The following is a 16,798-nucleotide window of genomic DNA, read 5'->3' on the forward strand; positions in this document are numbered from 1 at the left end:
AGGAATGTAGAGGAATGCAATTCTTCATATCGGATGCCGATATTCCGAATCCGTGAAAAGAAATGAGAATGCAGAAAATTCGTTTAGCAGTATTCGGTGTTTTAATCGCGATGATCGCCGCATGCAGTACGCCCAACGGCGGCACTGCCCCTGCCGGACCCGGTTATTACACCGTCCAAAAGGGCGATACTTTATATAGTATCGGCCGCAAATTTAATCAGAGTCATCGCAGTATCGCTAGTTGGAATAAACTTGCCGATGCAAACGGGATCGAAGTAGGCCAGGTTTTGCGGGTGGTACCACCGGGCAGTGCTGGTGGCAATGCGACAGAAACAAAGACCCGTGCAGCCTCGACCCCATCGGTAACGCCATCGTCATCGCCTAAAGTTGAGGAAACCGGGATTGACTGGATATGGCCAACGGATGGCGTAAAAACTGCCAGTTTCTCTGCCAAGAAAAAAGGTATCGAGATCGCTGGCCAGAGTGGGCAGCCGGTGCTGGCGGCGGCTAGTGGCAAGGTGATGTATGCCGGATCAGGAATACGCGGCTACGGGAATTTGTTAATCATTAAGCACACCGGCAGTTTGCTATCGGTGTATGCGCATAATAAGGTCATACTCGCCAAAGAAGGCCAGATGGTCAGTAAAGGTCAGCAGATCGCCGAAATGGGGAAATCCGATAGCAGCACCGTCAAGCTCTATTTTGAGATTCGTCGTGATGGTAAGCCGATTGATCCGGCCGGGATATTTCCGGGGCGCTAATTCGGGCGAGCGCAATAGCGGTGGTAGTGGCGCAAAATGATGTGCTAACGTTAATGGTCTAAAATCACATCTGAACTGGATGCGATTACTTTCTTCTATGGGATTTGAATAGCGATGAAAGTCTACAATTTGTGCTGCGATCAAGATCATCGTTTTGAAGGCTGGTTTTCTTCGGAGCAGGATTTTCTATCGCAATCGGAACATCATCAAATCGCCTGCCCGACATGCGATAGCCCTACTATTCGTAAATTGCCTTCTGCGCCGCATCTCAATTTGTCCCACGCAGCGGCGACCGGCGCATCAACGGCAAACCATGCGGCACGCGAGGATGTTGCGATGAAACAAAATGCAGCCTTTATGGAGATGGCGCATTACGTGATTAAAAATACGGAAGATGTCGGCGAGCGGTTTACAGAAGAAGCGCGCCGTATTCACTACAAAGAAGTCCCCACGCATGCGATACGCGGCATAGCCAGCGCCAGTCAGCGCGAAGAGTTGGCAGAGGAGGGGATTGATGTGGTGGAGCTGGCATTGCCGACACGGTTGACGCAACCGCTGCAGTGATACTGCTGCGAGAATTTGGTAGTCAGGTTATTAGATCGTTTAAACGCTAGGTGCTCTGTTAAAGGAGTACTTAGCGTTTAAAGCATAGACAGAGACAAAAACATTTATAATTTAAGCGATAGTCATATCACGCCGCCCCTCATGAGATTGTTAGCATCATTTATCAGTGACTGACGACCGTTCTTTAGGCGAGTTCAGTTCAGCGCTTGCAAAATTGAATGACGGCAATCAGTGGCGGCCAGTCGCCATAGGTCGTTAACGACCGAGGCTGTGTGAAAACGCATCCAGCTAGTAAACTATTTCCAGATTTGGCGATCACATACTTATCGTATAACTGATCGATGTTTCCGATGAAACGCTTTGTCCAAGGAAAGGACCGGACAGCCGTCTTATCATCCTGGTGTACTGCTTAAAATCTACATTTATGGTTATCTCAACCGTGTTCAGTCCAGTTGCCGGTTGGAACCCGAGGCCCAACGCAATATCGAAGTCATGTGGCTGACAAATCGCCTGATGCCAGACTTTAAGACGATTGCCGACTTTCGCAAGACCAATGGAGCAGCGATCAGCAAAGTCTGTCGACAGTTCGTTCTGCTTTGCCGTAACCTCGATCTGTTTGCCGATACCGATATTGCTATTGACGGCAGTAAGTTCAAAGCCGTCAACAATCGTGACAAAACTTTACTGACAAGAAGCTTCAAGTGCGTATCGAACAACTCGAATCCAACATTGCGCGCTATCTCGAGGAACTGGATCGTGCCGACCGCCGACCCGAATCGGTTCCCGAAGCGCGGGTCGCGCATCTGAAAGAAAAAATTGCCTCCATCAAGAACAAGGTTGAAGAATTCCATGAAATTAACAAGCCACTGCAGCAGACTCCTGACAAACAAATATCACTGACAGATCCGGATGCCAGGTTCATGGCCACAAGCGGGCGAGGCACTGGCATGGTGGGATATAACGTCCAAACGGCTGTCGACACTAAAAATCATCTGATCGTGTCGCATGAAGTGATTGATGTTAGTCATGATTGTACGCAGCTGGCGTCAATGTCGGCCCAAGCACAAGAGGCCTCTTTGATAAACGTGATTTCATTTATAACTCCCAAAATGACGAATACCATTGTCCGGCTGAGCAGGTAGCACCTTGGCGTTTTACTACTATCGAAATCGAACATGTAAAGTCCAGCTTGGGATGGCGTCGTTCGATGGTTCTCAGCATCACGTCGATAGTAGTAATCTTCATTTTGGACGCTCCTTTCATTGTTTAGCGGACAGTAACGATTTCCACTACGGCATTTAGATGCCGTGTTTGAAAGAGGGCGTCCATTTTATTACTTTTAACGGGCCATTCATGGCTGTTTCAAGTGCGCTCTCCGGTACATTCACGCGCTATTTATAATTGCTTATTTCGAATATCCCAAGGCTTCGGTGCGGGAACTGAGCATGGTCCAGCAACCGAAATACTGGAAAAATCCGCCGGACCAACGACCTCGAAATATTCCATATCTGCGGAGTAATCAAATAGGAAATGGCGAATGCCTGGATTTTGATGGACGCAATCACCAGCCGATACGTGCGTTTCTTTATCCTCATACATAAATTTCGCCCAGCCTTTTAGCATGTATACGATATGAAATTGGGCCTCATGGACATGCCAGCCCGTACCTTTTTCGGGCGCATTGTTGGCACGTACCAATTGCGCGACTACCTTCCCATTTGTTGCCTCGGCGATACCCATGTCTTTGTATAAAAAGAAGTCACGGAGTCCATCTGCTTTGAAATGGGTGTCTTCTGGCTTGACGTGGGAAAATTTCGTTTCTGTTGTAGGGTTTTGATTCATTTGATTTGATGAAACTGGATTTTTAAAATAAAAAATTGGCTTTATTAAAAATATTTTTTTGGGGTTTGTACAGCGCAAACATGGCGGTATTTAAATGGTCCCGACCTAAGATAATAAAGTCGGGACCACGATTAAATCACTAACAATGTACGTGGGGTAGCGCTCTTACCAGACGCGGGATAGCTTCCATTACCGGAATACCCATATCTTGAGCGAGTTCATCGATTGAAATAGAAAGATCTCCGCTGTTCCCCATAAAAGTCACCAGACTGCCAACGCCTGCATCAGGAACATCAGAGACATCTAACAGCGTGTGCTGGAACGTGCGGCGTCCCATTGCTGAGACGAATTGCCCATTCACAATCGCCCGGCTTAACGGTGGAACATGATTTAAGCCGTCCCAAAATCCGATGGGAACAATCGCCAGACGTTTGGTCGTTTCAATCCGAATAGGCACCCCATAACCGATGCCAAGCATCGTACCTGGTGGATGCGTCTGAACGTGGATGATACGTCCTCTAATGGCATGCAGCAGCGGTTTCAATCCTGCACGTTTCATGTGTTCGCCGTCTAAAGCGCCATAGATGAAACGCCCCGGATCTACCGCCGAATAAGGCCAGTCAGGATAATTGATCATCACGCGACTACTTGCCAGCATCCGCTCGAAATCGACGTGACCACAAGCCTCTGCATCGGCCAGCGCAGTTTCATAAACTTGGCGTTGACGTGTAGAAATTTCGCTGTCATCGGGCGCACTGAGGTGTGAATAAATACCTTTCATACGCACTTTGTCTTGGACCGCCAGTCTGGCAAATGCAACCTTCCATTGATCTTCAGTGAAGCCGAACCGTCCAAATCCACAGTCTATCTCGACGAATATCTCTACATCCCTGTTCAGTGCCAAAACCGCATTTAATGCTTCCTCGCTCTGAATCGTCACCGTTGCGCCTAAGTCAATGGCCTTTCCCAAGTCGTTTGGTAGGGTCGAGGCAAATAGAACAATGGGTAGCGTGACTCCGGCATCCCGTATTTTTTTTACCTCTTCAGGGCTGCCAGCACATAGACCGTCAACATCCGCTGCTGCGGCAGCCAGCGCCACTTCGTCCGCACCAAAACCAAAGCCATCACCTTTGCAGACGAAATAAATGCGTTTGTCTTTGCCAATCAGTTTGCGGGCAATAGCTAGATTTTGATGAATCACGGAATAGTCGAGCTCTACCCAGCTCGGCCGGAGTAACCGCGCATCGTGCAGTTTTTCCCCAGGATATGGCATGTCAATTTACTCCCTTTGCAGCGCTTTGTTGCAGCCATGCCGGTTTGATAGCATTGGTGGTACCGAATATTTCTATCTGTGTTTGCGCACGCTGCTCAAAACTCACTTTAGCCAGTTTTTCCCGGCTTTGTCGGGTCGATGTTTCGTCTATCGCGTCGCCGCCTTTTGTGAGAACTACGCCATACAATTCGCGGGCAAGCGAAGTGGATATTTTGTCGTCCAGAATATCTGCCAGCACGTCTTGAGGATCGCGTTCAATTGGATTGCCGTGTCCTGCGCCGCCAGCGGCGATGTGTGTAAAGACTTGTCCTTTTTTAATCGGATTAAGCCCCATCGGCATCACCGGTAAAAGTTCACCGTCTGCGTCATCGTGCAGAATATTGAGTGAAGGAGAGCCTGGGAAACCTCCGTTCAGTCCTTGCGGGAGATGGAGACGACGGTCTGATCGAACCGTGAAATTTGCACCTTCTTCGGTCGATTCGTATTCCCGTTTGATGGCAAGGCCGCCGCGATGTTTACCTGCACCACCTGAATCTTTAACTAGCCCATAACTGGTGACCCGAATCGGCAGGCGAGCCTCAATCAGTTCAATCGGTTGATTTGACATATTCGCCAACGGACTGGAGATGCCATCAACGCCATCTTTTAATTGACGACCGCCCCAGCTGCCCAAAATGCCATCAGTAATTAGCCATGATTTTCCGGCTTTTCGACCTGACATTGAAACGACGGTAGGGCCTCCCTCGCCAGCGGCGGGAACACGTTCAGGTACGACCTTTGCAAACGCCAGCATCAATGTATCGAACATCCGGTAAGCAATGACGCCGCGGGCGGCACAAGCCGCAGGCTCAACCGCGTTCACCAGGCTGCCAGCTTCAGCGCGCACTGTAATTGGACGAGCGAAACCGTCGCAATTTGGGATGTCGACAGAAGCTACAGCACGCACCGCTGCGAATGCAACGGAGATAGTCGTTGCGATAGGACAGTTGATTGCTCCCCGGACTTGTGGATGTGTGCCGTTCCAATCAATGGCTAACTCTTCGCCGCTGACAATGATCTTTACTTTGAAAACGATAGGCTCGCCACTTTCACCTAAGCCATCAATGTAATCGATGGCTTCATACTCGCCATCTGGCATCTGAGAAATGGCGTTACGCGTGAGTTTTTCGGAGTAGTCATGCAGCGCATTGACGTATTCGTTAAACGATGAAGAACCGTACTTTTGCAACAGATGCAGAATGCCGCGCTCACAAGCATGACATGCAGCGATTTGCGCGCGTAAATCGCCCAGTAGCTGTGTTGGCATTCTTGAATTTGTGGCAAAAATATCGAAGATTGCTTGATTCGGCGTGCCTTCGGAGAACAGTTTGACTAAAGGAATCCGCAGTCCTTCTTGATAGATCTCGGTGGCATTGAGTGCCATGCTGCCCGGCATCAAACCGCCAACGTCGGTATGGTGAACAATCGTGGCGGCAAAGCCTTCCAATTTTCCCTCGAAGTGGATAGGCAAGATGATATATACGTCGGGAAGATGCATGCCGCCCGAGGTGTACGGATCGTTCATGATGAATGCGTCACCGGCCCGCATCGATTCGCCATGCTGCGCGATAAGGGTGCGCATCGCACTTGGAAAAGATCCCAAATGGATCGGTAAGGTCAGACCCTGTGCGATGGTTCTGCCTTCGCGGTCGCATACTGCTGTGGAGTAATCCATTGAGTCGCGAACGATCGGTGAATAAGCTGTGCGCAGGATAACAAGCGCCATTTCATCGGCTATCGAACTTAGCGCGTTCTTCACTATTTCAAGTGTGATTGGATCGAGTTGCGTACTCATTTGGCTACTCCCATTTGGATGTGGATGTTTTGGTGATTGTCAATTCTTGCTGTTGCACCGGGTGGGATAACGCAGGTCGAATCATATTCTTCGATAATCGCGGGGCCGACTATTTGCCGGCCGAGCAGCTCCTTGCGGGTCAGTACAGGCGTATCGATAAGGCCATGTTTTTTGCCAAAGTAGGCTTTTCTGGTTTTCGACGCACGGGCGCTTTCTACTTGATCCCCAGACTCTAATTTCTCAGCCTCGTAGCGACGATTTTCCTGCAACTTAAGCCCGCCCGATAAGCGCACGGTGACTAGTTCGACTGGTTCATGTTCTGATGCATGGCCGTATGTGCGACGGTGTTCAGCATGGAAATCGAGAGCAACTTTTTCTAGGTCAATCTTTTCTTTGCCATTAAAAGACAGGGGAACGCTGAGTTCATAAGCTTGCTCTGCGTAACGGATATCCAATGCGTAGGTCAGCGCAATATCATTTTCAGAGTAGCCTTCAGCGATCAGGTCGCCGCTAGCCTTCCGGGCTAATCCAAGCAATGCATTTTCCAATTCGCCATCGGCAATTTCGCTCAGCGGTTTAAAAAGGGTGCGCATGTGTTCGTGTTGGGTCTTCGAGTATAGAAGACCCATTGCGCTGAAAACTCCTGGACGCGGTGGGATGATGAGTGTATCCATTTCCATTAGCTCAGCGATGGCATGGGAAATGACGGGGCCATTCCCACCGAAAGCGAACAATGCAAAATCCCGTGGATCACGGCCGCGATAGGTCGATACCGCTTTTACAGCACGTGTCATAGAGGCCGCCGCAATCGAAAAGACGCCAAATGCAGCGTCAAGAAGGTCGAGATTGCCCGGTTTGGCAATCGTTTCTTCAATCGCCGTAATCGCTTTCTTTGCATTCAGCCGAACCTCGCCGCCAGCAATATATTCTGGATTTAAATAACCCAACGTCAGCACTGCATCGGTCAAGGTTGGTATATCGCCACCCATGTCATAACACACTGGACCCGGGACCGACCCAGCAGAATCTGGACCAACGCGAATCAGGCCGCCGACATCCATACGCACTTTGCTACCGCCGCCAGCGCCAATTTCTGAAACGTCGACGAACGGCAGTTTGACCGCATGGCCGCCGCCTTTTACCAATTTGCTGCTTAAGTTAATTCCGGCACCAACTTCGTACTCTGTTGTGCGGGCTGGCTCACCGCCCTCAATAATGGCTGCTTTGGCGGTTGTGCCGCCCATGTCTACGGTGATAACTTCCAGATAACCCGAAATCGCGGCGACGTGCGCGCCAGCGATGACGCCAGCAGCCGGACCGGATTCGATAATCGCCGCCGGTTTCACCATCACTGCATCGGCTGTCATAACGCCGCCGTTTGAATGCATGATTTGAACAGCGCCGTTCATTCCTGCATCACGTAATTTTGCGATAAGACTACGCAAATAACCGCAGACGACAGGTCCCAAATAGGCGTTTACAACGGTGGTACTAGTTCTTTCGTATTCACGGATTTCCGGCAGAATTTCGTTTGAACAAGTGACATAAACGGCGTCGCCGAATTCTTTCACCAGACGTTCGCGAATCAATTGCTCATGCTGCGGATTTGCGTAAGAGTGCAGCAGGCTGACTGCTACTGCTTCGATGCCCTCAGTCTTGATGTTTTCGATGGCGTAATCGAGGCTAGAAAGATCTAAAGGTGTGACGACATCGCCATTGCTAGACACGCGTTCGGTGACCTCATAGCGATGCCGACGCAGCGCTAACGGTGTGGGTTTAGCGTAATTCAAGTCGTATAGCCCAGGAACTCGGAGTCGGCCAATTTCGACAACGTCGCGGAAACCTTTGGTTGTAATCAGCGCAGTCTTAGCGCCCTTAGCTTCAAGTACGGTATTTGTCGCAATGGTGGTGGCGTGCACCAGTTCATCGACTTGTGCTGTAGTGGCACCTAAGGATGCAAGCAGCGATGTGAGCCCGGTCACGATTGCTCTTCCATAATCATCGGGCGTCGAGGAGAGTTTTTTGGTGTGGATGGAGCCGTCGGTTCCTAGTAACACGATGTCGGTAAAAGTACCTCCAATGTCGACGCCAGCCCGATAACGAATATTTGTGGCCATTTAATACCTCATGAAGTGTTGAATTTTGCAGGCAAGGTGGCTTTTAGCCCTTTGCGTGAGTCAAAGTTCGGCGCGTGAGATGCCGATGAAACGATATATTACAACAGCGTGGATAAAAGTCAATAAACGCTTGCAATCCTTGCTGTGTCTATCTATATTACAATGAAACGATTCATTGTGGCCGTATAATGACACGTTTTAAAAAATTTATATTCAGCAAATTGTCATGCAAAACGATAACGACGCTCGTTTATGGATGGATAGCAAGACGGCTTGATGCAGCGCAAGTCGCGCCGAGTGTGCTGATGGCATTGGCAGAGCGCTATCAATAACGGTTATCGATCATTTAGACATTTCGCTGGCGCACTTCATCTTATGCAGTTGTCAAAAATTTACCACTCAACCTAAACACCGAAAAACATGAAATCTAATCACTCACCACAATTTGCGGAACGTACGCTGATGATGAAAAGTTCTGTTATCAGAGAAATGATGAAGTTCACGCAACAGCCTCACGTTATTTCCTTCGCAGGAGGGCTTCCTGCTGCAGAAAAGTTTCCGCTTGATGCGTTAAGCGACGCGTGGCACACCCTGTTTGATAAAACTCGTCCAAGCGCATTTCAATACGGACCCACAGAGGGGCAGCCATCGCTACGAAAATGGATTGGTGAGCGATTGCAAGTCCCGGTGGCCAACGTCATCATCACTACCGGCTCGCAGCAAGGTCTGGATTTACTGGGAAAGATATTCGTTGAGCGTAACCGCCGCTTATTGGTCGAGGCACCGACGTATCTGGGCGCGTTGCAAGCGTTCTCAATATACGAGCCAGAATACGTGACAGTGCCTTCGGACGAAGATGGCATTGTTACCGAGGCGATTAATGCTGAGGATTGTGAGAATGCGTCGTTTCTCTATCTCGTGCCGAACTTTCAGAATCCGACCGGGCGTCAGCTCTCCATGCGCCGTCGCCAGGCGTTAATTGAAAAGGCGCAGGCACATAATCTTTTACTAGTGGAAGACGATCCTTACGGACAACTTTGCTATTCCGGCGAACAGTTTCCTACGCTGCAGTCGATGGATCCAGAGCGTGTGGTCTATCTTGGTTCGTTTTCTAAAGTGTTGGCTCCGGGTTTGCGCGTGGGTTTTATCGTCGCGCCTACTGAAATTCTGGATAAGCTGGTACAGGCCAAGCAGGCGACTGACTTGCATACCTGTTCTGTCGCACAAGAACTGGTCTATGCCGTTGTCAGCAATGGTTCTTTCGATACACATCTCTCGAATATTCGTGATTTGTACAAGCAGCGTTGCGATGCAATGATGCGCGCGTTGGAGATAAATATGCCTCCTGAAGTGCAATGGACCAATCCAATGGGCGGCATGTTTATTTGGGTAACACTGCCGATCCATGTCAATACAGTTGATCTTCTTAATGCTGCAATTGAGAAGGGGGTCGCTTTTGTGCCCGGTGGGTCGTTTTTTGCGCATACGCCATCACACAGTAATACTATGCGTTTGTCGTTTGCGACGGTAAATGCGACGCAAATCGAAGCCGGTATAAAAATCCTAAGTGCGCTTGTGATTGAGCATATTAATATTGGTAAATAGGTAAATTCGTCTTAACCTTGGCAAGCCTTGGGCGTCTACAAGACGGTGGCGTATAGGGTGGACGCCTTCATGCCTATGAGATGGGGATAGTGCTCGGCATAGTTAACGCGATATTGGTGCATCGATTCATATTAAGGCGCTTAATGCGGTTTTTATAAGAATGATCCTTACGTTTTCGGAAAATGTCGGCGCATTGAAGTTCTTTCAAAATAGCTGCTTTTTCCTTCTGTTTTGGAGAAATTTATGCATGACTTCTCCGAATTTTCTGTTTTTACTCTTATCTGACTTGCCTACAATAACGCCACACCGTTTGCCAATCCTGCATATAATTCGAATGGAACGATTTATTCAAGGGCCGTATCGTTGAGTTTCCCAAGACCATGTGAGAAGAAAAGATGCGAAAAATAAACGGTGATAAGGCACTGGAAGCCAAATTGACAATGCAAGAGGGCCGGGAAAAGATGCCCACGATATTAGGGGTGGCTAAACTTGCCGGGGTTTCCGTTGGTTCAGTGTCCCGCGTCATCAACAATAACAGCACCGTGCTGCCAGCAACGCGAGAGCGCGTGCTCCAAGCAATCAAGACACTTGGTTTTCAGCCGAACAGCGTTGCACAGAGCATGCGTCAAGGTTCAACTCGGGCCGTCGGTTGCATGGTGACGGATGTGTCGCAGGCAGTGGCAGCGCAAATGCTGAGTGGAGCCGAGCAGGCATTAGCCAAGGCTAATTACGCAGTGCTAGTGACGTCATCACACTTCGACATGCAGCGCGAACTACAAAATATCGATTTTTTCAGGCAGCGTAAGTTAGATGGCTTGCTGCTCACTATCACCAATGATGAAGACAAGTCCAGAGCTGAATTGCTGCGCCGGATTGGCATACCGGTTGTGCTGTGGGAGCGAGACATCAATGGCGAGTTTGATGCAGTTATCACCGATCATGCCGATGGTGCGTATCAGGCGACACGTTATCTTATTAGCCTTGGACATTCACGCATTTTGATCGTCACCGGGCACCAGGCCACGCTGACAGGGCGCGAGCAGGAGCGGGGCTACTGTTTAGCCTATACCGAAGCAGGCTTAACCGTCGACGATAGTCTGTTATTGCGCACAGGGTCCTTTAGCATGACCAACTGCGCGGGACTTCTCAGCCCCAGCACCCGCCCCACGGCGGTTATCGCAAATATAGGCGATATACCAATGGTCTTAAAAGTCGCTAAGACGCTAAGGCTTTCTGTACCTGCTGACCTCTCCATTATTTCTATCGGCGAGACTGATTTGATGGAGGTTTTGCGGCCGTCGATTACGGTTGTCCGAGGCAACGGATTTGAAGTTGGTCGCACAGCAGCGCAAATGTTATTAAACCTGTTTGGAAAAACCAATAATACGGTCAAGCAAAAAGTGGTATTTCCTGCTGAATTGGTGGTTCGAGAGTCTTGCACCATCGTAAAAACGCCCGCCTGAATACCAGCCCCAATTTAGTGCTTGGCTAGCACTAAATTGGGGCTATCAAAAACAATGCTGCGCCATAGTTAAGCATCTGAAATTAAAGGGAAAAAGTGTTGACATGAGGAAGAATTATTTCTATATTACCGAAAGATGAAACGTTTCATAGTTCAATTAAAATAGTCAAATATCCTTAGGAGAGATGATGAGCTTTTTCAATAAAGGTAGGCGTACTTTCGTCCAGGGCCTGAGCACTGCCTCGGCTTTAATACTCGCCGGCGGCAGCAGCGGTTTGGCTGCGGCAGCAGGGTCAACAACGCTCTCCGTAGCAATTCCCAGCAATCCATCCACTTTTGATCCCATCAATCAGACCAACCATGACGCTATGGTGGTGAATCAGCTGATTTTCGAGAACTTGATTGAAATTGATGGCAATGGCAATAGAGTTCCCATGTTGGCCCGCGCGTTGCCAAATATCTCGCCGGACGGGCTTACTTATACATTCGACCTCAGAGAAAATGTGCACTTTCAGAATGGCCAGGCATTCACCGCCGAGGATGTGAAATATAGCTACGAGTACATTCTCGATCCTGTGAATAAGGCCTACCGCCGCGATATTTGGACACCGATAGCTTCTATCACGGTTGAAAATCCGCTAAGAGTTAAATTCGTACTCAAGCATCCTTATCGTGCTTTCCTTGATTACATGACGAAGTACATGGGCATCTTCCCGGTCGGTAGTCGAGAAAAATACGGCGCAGATTATTTCAGGCATACACCGATAGGCCTCGGCACTGGTCCTGCAATCTTTGTGGAATCCAAAACGAACGATTACATCGAACTTAAACGCAACCCGGCGTACTGGAAAAAAGATCTCCCTAAATGGGAAAAGCTGGTCATCAAAGTTGTTCCAGAAGAGTCCGCACGACTGGCGTTTTTGATGTCGAATAGCGTTCAGATTATTGCCGCACCAGCAGGCCGGGATTACGCAGGAATGCGCGGTAAGGTGGGCATCGTCGGCGAAAGTAAACTCGCCCGCGGCAGTTCTTTTTTGCTTGCAGGCAATAACAACAAAGCCCCTTTCGACGATCCTTTATTTCGTGCCGCTGTGTCGAACGCCATTGATCGCGACACAATTTGTAATAAGGTTTGTCTGGGTGTGGTCGAACCTTCGGCTACGCCAATGCCGAGTTCCACCTGGTGGTGTAATCAAGAGGCAAATCGCAGTCTGTCATTCAATCTGGAAAAAGCCAAAGCGCTATTACAGCGATCTCGCTATGCAAAAGGCGCCGAGTTTGATCTGATGTTTTCTGCCCAGTCTTACATCTTGAAAGCGGGAGATACCGCGTTATTTATCCAGTCCCAACTGGCGCAGCTTGGGATTAAAGTTAACCTCAAACCGGCAGAACTTGTGACGGTATTTTCTCAGGTTGCGCTTGGTAATCATCAAGCCGCGCTGATTGCTGCGGTGAGTCCTGCAGATCCTACTTTTGTCTCAAAAGCCCTATTTGTTCCCACGGAACCGCTAGCAAAAGCCACCGGCTATCAGAACCCGGCCTTAGTAAAACTGATCGCTGAAAGTTATACGCTTGAAGCACGCGAAAAACTCCAGCCGGTGTTGTACAAGATCCAGGATATCTTAGCCAAAGATGCACCGGTTATATGGATTGGCACATTGAAAAATACCAATTTATGGCGATCCAATGTTCGTGGATTTGAAGTGAATGAAGCAGGGACGTTGCGGTTACTTAATACTTATTTAGCTTGATCATGAAAATAATATTTTTTTGGTGTAAACGGAGGAATTTGGTATGTGGATAGTTCGCCGAATTTCTTCGTCGTTGATCGTGCTCTTAGTTGTGAGCTGTGTGCTTTTCGTTATGTGCCGTATGACCCCAACGTCGCCCGCGCACATCGTGCTCGGAGCCGATGCGCGGGCCGAGCAGGTCGCTGCGTTTGACCACGAGCACGGTCTTGATTTGCCTGTTTTAACGCAATACCAACGTTGGATTAGCGCAGCAGCGACGTCCGGGTTTGGGGACTCTTATATTACCGGTCTGCCTATCGGTTCACAGATTGCAGAAACGCTGCCGGTGACGCTTGAAATCGTCACCGTGGCTTTCGTGATGACGACCATTTTTTCGATTGTGTTTGGAATGGCAGCGGCCTTTTATGAAGGTCGCATGCTGGATCAATTTGTGCGTGTTATTTGCATCGTATTTTTGTCGTTGCCGGGATTCTGGCTGGCACTGTTGCTCATCCGAATGTTTTCTCTGACATTGGAATGGCTGCCGCCAGGCGGGATTATCCCTTGGGAGGATGGCAAACTTGCGCATCTTGCATCTTTGTTGATGCCTGCATTATCCATAGCGCTGTATTACATGGCGGTGCTGACCCGGTTAACCCGTTCGACAGTGATAGAAGTTCTGGGACAGGATTATGTCCGAACGGTCGAAGCAATGGGCCTTAAGCGGATCACGATCTGGTGGTACATTTTAAAAAACGCGTTGCCATCGTTCGTCACTATGGCGGCACTGATATACGGCTATATGTTTGGTTGGGCGCTGATCATTGAGCAGGTATTTAATCTGCCCGGCATGTCGCGCGCATTGCTGACAGCCATTCTGCAGAAGGATTACCCAATGGTGCAGGCGGTAGTTTTGGTCATCACGGCAATATTTATCACCGCAAATACCTTATCCGATCTGCTCGGAAAGCTCATCAATCCCGCTGGGAGTGCACGATGACCCACCAAGCGATTAAAAGTATCAACATTGAATTGCCTTCTAAAAAAATGATCTCTGAAAAGCGCGTACCTGCGCCCACCGAAAAAATACAGCGTCCTCGCTATGGCATGTTTTACTTTGGCCTGGCAATCGTTTTATTGGTAGCGCTGATGGCACTGCTAGTACCTTATTTACCATTGCATTCGCCCGACCAAATGTTTATGGATCACCGATTGGAGGCACCCAGCGCTGCCTTCTGGTTCGGCACCGACGATGCTGGCAGGGATATTCTCAGTCGCGTTATTTGGGGTGCACGCACGTCGTTATGGATTGGTACTTCCGTAGTGGCAATCGGGATGATTCTGGGCGTCGCCAGCGGACTGTTTGCCGGTTTCTATTCCGGTAGCTGGACCGAAGAAATTCTCATGAAAATTATGGAGATTCTGGCGTCGATTCCGTTGCTGATCTGGGCAATTGCCGTCGTCGGTATTTTAGGAACCGGTGCGACGCAGATCGGGCCTTTCTCGCTCAGTAACGAGGTCAAGTTAATCATCGTCATTGGTGTGCTCTACTCGCCCAGTCTGGCACGTCTGACGCACACTTTTGCCAAGATAGAAGTCCAAAAAGAATACGTGGCAGCGCGACGGATTCAGGGCGCGGGAGATTTTCGTCTGATGTTTGGCGAGATACTGCCGAATTGCATCGCGCCGGTCTTGATCCAAGCTTGTCTGCTACTGGGGATCGGTCTGGTGGTGGAGTCGTCGCTCAGTTTCATCGGTCTCGGAGTGCAGCCGCCGACACCTTCTTGGGGCGGGATGCTTTCTGAAGGAAGAAACTTTATTTTTTCGGGAGAGTGGTGGGTCAACATTTTTCCTGGTGGCGCAATCTTTCTCACCGTGCTTGGTTTTAATCTTATTGGCGACGGTTTGCAATCAGTGATGAACCCACGCCGTGTATCTAGGGATTAAGGAGACGATGATGAATGTACCGTTACTTGAAATCAAGGATCTCAGAGTCGCATTTGGGCAAGGCCAGGCAAAAAATGAAGTGCTGCACGGCATTAATCTGACCGTCAATACTGGCGAAATTGTCGGCTGGGTGGGGGAGTCAGGCTCAGGTAAAAGTGTTACCGCGATGTCGGTCCTGCAATTGCTGGGGCGCGGCGGCGTCATTACCAGCGGCAGTATCAAGCTGAATGGCAGGGAGCTGGTCGGTCTGCCAGAAAAGCAACTGCGCGCGTTAAGAGGGGCAGAAGTATCAATGATATTTCAGGACGCCACTACCGCACTCAATCCATGCGTGACGGTAGGCAAGCAAATTGCAGATGTCATCAAAGCGCATCAGCCGATGTCCAAGCCGCATATCGCTAAAGAGGTCAATGCGTTACTAGAAAAAGTAGGTATATCAGCTGCGCGCTGCGTGAAGCTTTACCCGCATGAGTTGAGCGGCGGTATGCGTCAGCGTGTCATGATTGCCATGGCGATCGCGTGCAAGCCGCAACTTATATTGGCGGATGAGCCGACTACTGCGCTTGATGTCACCGTTCAGGCGCAGATCGTTACGCTGCTGAGAAATTTGGTAAAAGACTCTGGTATATCGCTAGTATTTATTACGCATAATCTGGATTTGATGGCAGAGCTATGCGACCGCGCAATCGTCATGCGGCACGGGCATATTCTGGAGGAGGGCGGCGTAGAGGACATCGTTTTGCGTCCGAAGCATGAATATACGCAGATTCTTTTCCGCAGCGTGCCGCGTTTGACTGCCAGTGACAAACCGCCAGAAGTTGTCGCAGCGCCAGAGCCGATTCTCCCTTTTTTGTTGGATTTTCAGGGTGTCACAAAAAGCTATCCGGTTGCGCGTTCGGCCGTCGCCAGAATATTCGATCGCAGGCGCTCAACTGCGCTCAACCAAATTTCTCTCAGTATCTGTGAAGGTGAGGCGGTCGGTATCGTCGGCGAGAGCGGTAGTGGTAAAAGCACCATGGCCAGGATGGTGACCAAGCTTTTTGATCCGACTATCGGAAAGATTTTGTTCCGGGGACAAAATATCGCTGACATGCGCGGGCAGCAGTTGCATACTTTTAGAAACGAAGTGCAGATGGTATTTCAAAGCACATATGCAAGCCTGAATCCAAGAAAAACTATTGCAACAACATTGCTTGAGTCTATTGGCGACGGCGATATGACATTGGAGGAATTGTTACGCCTGGTACAGTTGCCGGTCACGATGGGGCGCAGATATCCGCATCAACTCTCGGGAGGTCAGCGCCAACGCGTGTGCATCGCAAGGGCGATTGCACGTAAGCCAAGGCTGCTGGTCGCCGATGAACCTACCTCGGCCCTTGACGTATCGGTGCAGGCTGAAATCATAGAATTGCTGCGTAATCTGCGCGCGAAGACTGGCGTGACTTTGGTCGTTATCAGCCACGATCTGGCAATGGTAAATCAGTTGTGCGATCGCGTAGTGGTGATGAGTCGAGGTTCTATCGTCGAACAAGGGCCTGCTGACGAGGTACTTTCTGCTCCTTCACATACTTATACCAAAGAGCTATTGGAGGCTATTCCGAAAGGCTTGTCAGGGCGCCCGAGTGCTATTTTTAGTCATGGGGACGGGCTTGGATAATGTTTG

At 49.5% G+C, this 16,798-nt stretch carries 12 protein-coding genes and 1 pseudogene; 9 read left to right on the forward strand and 4 right to left on the reverse strand.

Going from position 1 to position 16,798, the window contains the following annotated elements; all coding sequences use genetic code 11:
* The first annotated feature begins 68 nt into the window (after positions 1–68).
* The 3 genes and pseudogenes from C7W93_RS00100 to C7W93_RS24875 all read left to right on the forward strand — a co-directional run.
* A complete protein-coding gene (locus C7W93_RS00100) occupies positions 69–761 on the forward strand; it encodes a peptidoglycan DD-metalloendopeptidase family protein (protein ID WP_370446366.1) in 693 nt (230 codons plus the stop codon).
* A 114-nt stretch (positions 762–875) separates the two neighbouring features.
* Positions 876–1,325, forward strand: coding sequence for a DUF1178 family protein (locus C7W93_RS00105; protein WP_108438205.1), 450 nt, complete (start codon positions 876–878; stop codon positions 1,323–1,325).
* 375 nt (positions 1,326–1,700) lie between these two features.
* Positions 1,701–2,493: pseudogene (locus C7W93_RS24875) on the forward strand (transposase); the annotation flags it as partial.
* A 227-nt stretch (positions 2,494–2,720) separates the two neighbouring features.
* On the opposite strand, the gene C7W93_RS00120 reads toward C7W93_RS24875, so the two are convergent.
* The 4 genes from C7W93_RS00120 to C7W93_RS00135 all read right to left on the reverse strand — a co-directional run bounded on the left by C7W93_RS00120 (position 2,721) and on the right by C7W93_RS00135 (position 8,391).
* On the reverse strand, positions 2,721–3,167 hold the full coding sequence (locus tag C7W93_RS00120) for a cupin domain-containing protein (protein WP_108438208.1): 447 nt from the start codon (positions 3,165–3,167) through the stop codon (positions 2,721–2,723).
* A 139-nt stretch (positions 3,168–3,306) separates the two neighbouring features.
* Complete coding sequence (locus tag C7W93_RS00125; protein WP_108438209.1) at positions 3,307–4,440, reverse strand: alanine racemase; 1,134 nt, start codon at positions 4,438–4,440, stop codon at positions 3,307–3,309.
* Between the two features lies 1 nt (position 4,441).
* Positions 4,442–6,274 (reverse strand): hydantoinase B/oxoprolinase family protein, encoded by a 1,833-nt coding sequence (locus C7W93_RS00130; RefSeq protein WP_108438210.1) that lies wholly within the window; start codon positions 6,272–6,274, stop codon positions 4,442–4,444.
* Positions 6,271–8,391, reverse strand: a complete 2,121-nt coding sequence (locus C7W93_RS00135) for a hydantoinase/oxoprolinase family protein (RefSeq protein WP_108438211.1) — start codon at positions 8,389–8,391, stop codon at positions 6,271–6,273. Before C7W93_RS00135 ends, C7W93_RS00130 begins: the two co-directional genes overlap by 4 nt.
* Positions 8,392–8,853: 462 nt before the next feature.
* Between C7W93_RS00135 and C7W93_RS00140 the strand changes: the two genes are divergently transcribed.
* The 6 genes from C7W93_RS00140 to C7W93_RS00165 all read left to right on the forward strand — a co-directional run bounded on the left by C7W93_RS00140 (position 8,854) and on the right by C7W93_RS00165 (position 16,792).
* Positions 8,854–9,996, forward strand: a complete 1,143-nt coding sequence (locus tag C7W93_RS00140; protein ID WP_225869707.1) for a PLP-dependent aminotransferase family protein — start codon at positions 8,854–8,856, stop codon at positions 9,994–9,996.
* A 395-nt stretch (positions 9,997–10,391) separates the two neighbouring features.
* Positions 10,392–11,459, forward strand: coding sequence for a LacI family DNA-binding transcriptional regulator (locus tag C7W93_RS00145; RefSeq protein ID WP_108438213.1), 1,068 nt, complete (start codon positions 10,392–10,394; stop codon positions 11,457–11,459).
* A 187-nt stretch (positions 11,460–11,646) separates the two neighbouring features.
* Positions 11,647–13,209, forward strand: a complete 1,563-nt coding sequence (locus C7W93_RS00150; protein ID WP_161539843.1) for an ABC transporter substrate-binding protein — start codon at positions 11,647–11,649, stop codon at positions 13,207–13,209.
* A gap of 43 nt (positions 13,210–13,252) precedes the next feature.
* Positions 13,253–14,188: an ABC transporter permease gene (locus tag C7W93_RS00155; RefSeq protein WP_108438215.1), complete on the forward strand. Its 936-nt coding sequence runs from the start codon at positions 13,253–13,255 to the stop codon at positions 14,186–14,188.
* Positions 14,185–15,135, forward strand: a complete 951-nt coding sequence (locus C7W93_RS00160) for an ABC transporter permease (RefSeq protein WP_225869708.1) — start codon at positions 14,185–14,187, stop codon at positions 15,133–15,135. The genes C7W93_RS00155 and C7W93_RS00160 overlap by 4 nt, the downstream gene beginning before the upstream one ends.
* Positions 15,136–15,145: 10 nt before the next feature.
* A complete protein-coding gene (locus tag C7W93_RS00165) occupies positions 15,146–16,792 on the forward strand; it encodes an ABC transporter ATP-binding protein (protein WP_161539844.1) in 1,647 nt (548 codons plus the stop codon).
* Positions 16,793–16,798: the final 6 nt, after the last annotated feature.

It is taken from the genome of Glaciimonas sp. PCH181 (genome assembly GCF_003056055.1).
Taxonomy (GTDB): domain Bacteria; phylum Pseudomonadota; class Gammaproteobacteria; order Burkholderiales; family Burkholderiaceae_D; genus Glaciimonas.

Excerpts from the sequence above, each read along its gene's own strand:
- C7W93_RS00125 (WP_108438209.1), bottom strand. The coding sequence starts at position 4,440 with ATGCCATATCCTGGGGAAAAACTGCACGATGCGCGGTTACTCCGGCCG.
- C7W93_RS00155 (WP_108438215.1), top strand. The coding sequence starts at position 13,253 with ATGTGGATAGTTCGCCGAATTTCTTCGTCGTTGATCGTGCTCTTAGTT.
- C7W93_RS00145 (WP_108438213.1), top strand. The coding sequence starts at position 10,392 with ATGCGAAAAATAAACGGTGATAAGGCACTGGAAGCCAAATTGACAATG.
- C7W93_RS00105 (WP_108438205.1), top strand. The coding sequence starts at position 876 with ATGAAAGTCTACAATTTGTGCTGCGATCAAGATCATCGTTTTGAAGGC.
- C7W93_RS00160 (WP_225869708.1), top strand. The coding sequence starts at position 14,185 with ATGACCCACCAAGCGATTAAAAGTATCAACATTGAATTGCCTTCTAAA.
- C7W93_RS00120 (WP_108438208.1), bottom strand. The coding sequence starts at position 3,167 with ATGAATCAAAACCCTACAACAGAAACGAAATTTTCCCACGTCAAGCCA.
- C7W93_RS00100 (WP_370446366.1), top strand. The coding sequence starts at position 69 with ATGCAGAAAATTCGTTTAGCAGTATTCGGTGTTTTAATCGCGATGATC.
- C7W93_RS00165 (WP_161539844.1), top strand. The coding sequence starts at position 15,146 with ATGAATGTACCGTTACTTGAAATCAAGGATCTCAGAGTCGCATTTGGG.
- C7W93_RS00130 (WP_108438210.1), bottom strand. The coding sequence starts at position 6,274 with ATGAGTACGCAACTCGATCCAATCACACTTGAAATAGTGAAGAACGCG.
- C7W93_RS00150 (WP_161539843.1), top strand. The coding sequence starts at position 11,647 with ATGAGCTTTTTCAATAAAGGTAGGCGTACTTTCGTCCAGGGCCTGAGC.
- C7W93_RS00135 (WP_108438211.1), bottom strand. The coding sequence starts at position 8,391 with ATGGCCACAAATATTCGTTATCGGGCTGGCGTCGACATTGGAGGTACT.
- C7W93_RS00140 (WP_225869707.1), top strand. The coding sequence starts at position 8,854 with ATGATGAAAAGTTCTGTTATCAGAGAAATGATGAAGTTCACGCAACAG.